This window comes from Photobacterium sp. NCIMB 13483, assembly GCF_003025475.1.
Classification (GTDB): Bacteria; Pseudomonadota; Gammaproteobacteria; order Enterobacterales; family Vibrionaceae; genus Photobacterium; species Photobacterium piscicola.
Window position 1 is genome coordinate 1 of the sequence record NZ_PYLV01000047.1, and the last position, 4667, is coordinate 4667.

Sequence of the window (4667 nt, forward strand, 5' to 3'; positions counted from 1 at the left end):
CAGAAAGCTTTGTACTACCAGAAAGGCAGGAAAGAAGTTATCCAAGGGCAGTAAAGAAAAGGCCTAGTCGCTATGCGACTAGGCCTTCAAGGAAGCGTAAATTATCTTAATTCACATGCATTACGCAAGAAATTGCGGGCTTTTTTACGTCTGTATTTTGATGAAGTGAGGTTTCGAGGCTGCGAGAGTGTAAAGTGCTAGATCCCACTACCGTATAATCCCCAGTTAGTTTAGTTGGTGCTCTTTATTGTTTTTTAAATTGTAGATAGGTGAAAATCGAAAGAGTAATGAAAAATGCAGGATCACTCCATCCGAAACCAACAAAAATTCCAGTTATGCCAGCATAAACAGTAATTAAAGCACCTAAAATATTTAACGTTAATAATGCAATGAACAGTTTTTTTGCAGTAGTACCAGACTCAATTTCTCTTAGTTGTAAGTTAATTACGGCAATACCGCCTAAAAATATTGTAGTGTGTTGGGATAAAAAATAAGTATATTTATCATTTATTTCAACGCCATACATCGGCCATATTATGTTAGGAATAAAAAAAAGCGCTAATGCAAATAGTAAATAAATACAGCCGTGGAATGTTAAAAACGTTTTGTTAGTCATATTATAGTTTTAGTGCTGGATGGTGTTAGTTATTGGGCCTTGATTAATATTAGTCAGTGGTTGATTAATATCAAAAATAACACCACGTACTTCAGATACTCCTAATTGTTGTAAGCGTACTGTGTGCATAGCTAAATAGGCTTTTGCTGTTGCTTCAGTTTCAAAAAGGTAGATACCGCCAGCTAATTTTTGTTGTGCATTTTCAGTCCAAATTTTCCAGATCATACCTGGTTCTTGATTTATAGATTTAGCAAGCTCCGTCAATGCCGCAGTCATATTTTCGCCAAAAGGCCCATTAAATTCGAAATCAACTTGTAGTAATTTAGCCATCAGATTGTCTCTTTTATGTGTGAGTTTGTGTTTTACTCATTATTGTCTATAAAAAATAAACAGAAAAGTTCATAATATTGCATTTAAATGTGAAAAAATTAGACATATGAGACTTAAAAGTACGTTAGACCAGTGGTTAACATTATATGAAATCGATCGTGCAGGTAGTTTTCAAGCGGCAGCAATTGTATTAAACAAAAGCCATACCACACTTATTTATTCAGTTAAAAAGCTAGAATCACAATTAGGTATTATTCTTATTGAGGTTCAAGGACGTCGAGCAGTATTAACAGAAGACGGTAAATCTTTGTTACGGCGTGCAACGACGATGCTAGAGCAAGCGCGTGAATTGGAAAATATAAGTCAGCAGCTTTCCAAAGGGTTTGAATCTGAAATAACCATTGCTGTTGACCATTTATGTGATTTAGCTTGGCTTTATAAGCCGATGGAACAGTACGTAAATATTAATGGTGCAACATCTGTTCAAGTCGTTGAAACATCATTAACAAAAACCACAGATATGGTAATTAATGAGCGAGCCGATATTTCAATTATTAATTTACCTGTAACAAATTATTCAGCAGAAGCTTTTGGTGTTATAACAATGGTGCCAATAGTCGCTGTGACTCATCCGTTAGCCTTAAAAAATATAGTATCTCTTGCTGAAATATCGACACTTCCTCAAATAGTGATTAGAGATTTAGGTTATGAACCGACAAAAAAACATCAGCAAGATGTTGGTTGGTTGAAGTCGAGACAACGTATTACTGTTGACAATTTTGCTCATGCATTTCAAGCGGTGGAGCAAGGTGTTGGTTTTTGTCGTATACCGGAGCATATGGTGAGGGATAGGAATAAAACTCAAGTGGTTGTACTTGAAGTAGAGCATGCACAAAAGTACCAAGTACCGATGCACTTAACGCTTCCCAAAGGAGCTAAGACAGGTCCAGCAGCGAAAGCTTTTTATGACATATTATTGCAGTCAGCCAGTCATCGACGTAAACAATACTCATAATTGGACAGAGAAGGATCGAATTGAACAAAGGCTGTTCGCTTGAGTTATTCTTTATAAATAAAGAGTTTACAGAGTAACTGGAAGCCGTTATTATTCTCGGCATTGGAGAGATGGCTGAGCGGTTGAAAGCACTGGTCTTGAAAACCAGCATACGTTTATAGCGTATCTAGGGTTCAAATCCCTATCTCTCCGCCAAATTCTAGAAATGCGATATAATCGGGTTTCATAAAGAATTGGAGTGGTAGTTCAGTTGGTTAGAATACCGGCCTGTCACGCCGGGGGTCGCGGGTTCGAGTCCCGTCCACTCCGCCAACATAAAGACATAGTGTTATTTATTAGCATGCTATGTAACGAAATTTGTGCCGACTTAGCTCAGTAGGTAGAGCAACTGACTTGTAATCAGTAGGTCACCAGTTCGACTCCGGTAGTCGGCACCATTAAATTTCGGTGGGATTCCCGAGTGGCCAAAGGGAGCAGATTGTAAATCTGCCGGCACTGCCTTCGAAGGTTCGAATCCTTCTCCCACCACCATATTTTTAGTTCTACTGGTGATCTTTATTGGAAAAATTTGTGGCCTGTTAATTATATGTCACTGGTTAAAATCCTGAAAAGCAAAGCCAAATAGAGAAGCTCGCAAGAAATTGCGGGCTTTTTTACGTCTGGATTTTGGTGTGCTAGGTGCTAGGTTTTGAGGTTGCAGGGTACTTGATCCACCACCATATAATTCCTTCTTAGTTCAGTTGGTACTCTTTATTGCGGGCTTTTTTACGTTTGAAATTTGGTAAATGTAGTTTCGAGGCTGCGAGAGTGTAAAGTGCTAGATCCCACCACCGTATAATCCCCAGTTAGTTCAGTTGGTGCTTCTTTATTGGTGAGATCTTACAGTCATTCGTTATGGAGGGTGATCCTTTTGAAATCTAGTCACCCCATTATATTGGCTTGTGGTTTGTTGTATAAAACACCAAATTGAATGATATTAATAAGCTTTGATTAATTGGTGATCACTTAAAAAGCTTTTTAATATTATTGCTTTACAAGGAAAGGGTCGCACTATATTATACGCGGCATTGGAGAGATGGCTGAGCGGTTGAAAGCACTGGTCTTGAAAACCAGCATACGTTTATAGCGTATCTAGGGTTCAAATCCCTATCTCTCCGCCATATTCTAGAAGTTTGATTTAAATCGAATTTCATAAAGAATTGGAGCGGTAGTTCAGTTGGTTAGAATACCGGCCTGTCACGCCGGGGGTCGCGGGTTCGAGTCCCGTCCGCTCCGCCAACATAAAGACATAGTGTTGATTGATATTAACATGCTATGTAACGAAATTTTGTGCCGACTTAGCTCAGTAGGTAGAGCAACTGACTTGTAATCAGTAGGTCACCAGTTCGACTCCGGTAGTCGGCACCATTAAATTTCGGTGGGATTCCCGAGTGGCCAAAGGGAGCAGATTGTAAATCTGCCGGCACTGCCTTCGAAGGTTCGAATCCTTCTCCCACCACCATATAATTCCTTCTTAGTTCAGTTGGTAGAACGGCGGACTGTTAATCCGTATGTCACTGGTTCAAGTCCAGTAGAGGGAGCCAAATAGAGAAGCCTGCAAGAAATTGCGGGCTTTTTTACGTCTGAAATTTGGCAACTGTTGAATGATAAAGAAGCGAATCCTTCTCCCACCATCATATAATTCCTTCTTAGCTCAGTTGGTACTCTTTATTGGGGAGCTGAGCGGACTGTTAATTCACATGTCATTGGTTCAAGTCCAGTAGAGTGAAGACAAATAGAGAAGCCCACAAGAAATTGCGGGCTTTTTTACGTCTGGATTTTGGTGTGCTAGGTGATAGGTTTTGAGGTTTCGATAGTGCAGGGTACTTGATCCACCACCATATAGTTCCTTCTTAGTTCAGTTGGTACTCTTTATTGGAGAGCTTAGCGGACTGTTAATTCAGATGTCACTGGTTCAAGTCCAGTAGAGTGAAGCCAAATAGAGAAGCCCGCAAGAAATTGTGGGCTTTTTTACGTCTGAAATTTGATGCATTCGAGAATGCGAGAAGCTAACTCCCACCATCATATAATTCCTTCTTAGTTCAGTTGGTGCTCTTTATTGGGGAGCTAAGCGGACTGTTAATTCAGATGTCACTGGTTCAAGTCCAGTAGAGTGAAGCCAAATAGAGAAGCCCGCAAGAAATTGCGGGCTTTTTTACGTCTGGATTTTGGTGTGCTAGGTGATAGGTTTTGAGGTTTCGATAGTGCAGGGCACTTGATCCACCACCATATAGTTCCTTCTTAGTTCAGTTGGTACTTTTTATTGGGGAGCTTAGCGGACTGTTAATTCACATGTCACTGGTTCAAGTCCAGTAGAGTGAAGCCAAATAGAGAAGCCCGCAAGAAATTGTGGGCTTTTTTACGTCTGGATTTTAGTCAATGTAGTTTCGAGTTTCGAGGCTGCGAGAGTGTAAAGTGCTAGATCCCACCATGAAGTGGCATAGTTTAGTTGGTGCTTCTTTATTGGCGAGATCTTGCTGTCATTTGTTATGGAGGGTGATCCTTTTGAAATCTAGTCACCCCATTATATTGGCTTATGATTTGTTGTATAAAACACCAAATTGAATGATATTAATAAGCTTTGATTAATTGGTGATCACTTAAAAAGCTTTTTAATATTATTGCTTTACAAGGAAAGGGTCGCACTATATTATACGCGGCATTGGA

The 4667-nt window shown here is 39.7% G+C and carries 3 protein-coding genes and 9 tRNA genes; 10 read left to right on the forward strand and 2 right to left on the reverse strand.

Annotated elements, in window-relative coordinates:
- Positions 1 to 244: 244 nt before the first annotated feature.
- Both C9I86_RS19590 and C9I86_RS19595 read right to left on the reverse strand, forming a co-directional pair.
- Positions 245 to 616 (reverse strand): hypothetical protein, encoded by a 372-nt coding sequence (locus tag C9I86_RS19590; protein WP_107277257.1) that lies wholly within the window; start codon positions 614 to 616, stop codon positions 245 to 247.
- Between the two features lie 9 nt (positions 617 to 625).
- Entirely contained in the window at positions 626 to 946 is a 321-nt protein-coding gene (locus C9I86_RS19595) for a monooxygenase (RefSeq protein ID WP_080156266.1), read from the reverse strand.
- A gap of 106 nt (positions 947 to 1052) precedes the next feature.
- Between C9I86_RS19595 and C9I86_RS19600 the strand changes: the two genes are divergently transcribed.
- The 10 genes from C9I86_RS19600 to C9I86_RS19645 all read left to right on the forward strand — a co-directional run bounded on the left by C9I86_RS19600 (position 1053) and on the right by C9I86_RS19645 (position 3544).
- Positions 1053 to 1961: a LysR family transcriptional regulator gene (locus C9I86_RS19600; protein WP_080156265.1), complete on the forward strand. Its 909-nt coding sequence runs from the start codon at positions 1053 to 1055 to the stop codon at positions 1959 to 1961.
- A 104-nt stretch (positions 1962 to 2065) separates the two neighbouring features.
- Positions 2066 to 2156, forward strand: a tRNA-Ser gene (locus C9I86_RS19605).
- Between the two features lie 40 nt (positions 2157 to 2196).
- A tRNA-Asp gene (locus C9I86_RS19610) sits at positions 2197 to 2273 on the forward strand.
- Between the two features lie 49 nt (positions 2274 to 2322).
- Positions 2323 to 2398 (forward strand) — tRNA-Thr (locus C9I86_RS19615).
- A 9-nt stretch (positions 2399 to 2407) separates the two neighbouring features.
- Positions 2408 to 2492: transfer RNA gene (locus tag C9I86_RS19620), tRNA-Tyr, on the forward strand.
- A gap of 538 nt (positions 2493 to 3030) precedes the next feature.
- Positions 3031 to 3121: transfer RNA gene (locus C9I86_RS19625), tRNA-Ser, on the forward strand.
- Between the two features lie 41 nt (positions 3122 to 3162).
- Positions 3163 to 3239: transfer RNA gene (locus C9I86_RS19630), tRNA-Asp, on the forward strand.
- 53 nt (positions 3240 to 3292) lie between these two features.
- Positions 3293 to 3368, forward strand: a tRNA-Thr gene (locus tag C9I86_RS19635).
- Positions 3369 to 3377: 9 nt separating this feature from the next.
- A tRNA-Tyr gene (locus tag C9I86_RS19640) sits at positions 3378 to 3462 on the forward strand.
- A gap of 6 nt (positions 3463 to 3468) precedes the next feature.
- A tRNA-Asn gene (locus tag C9I86_RS19645) sits at positions 3469 to 3544 on the forward strand.
- The last annotated feature ends 1123 nt before the right edge of the window (positions 3545 to 4667 follow it).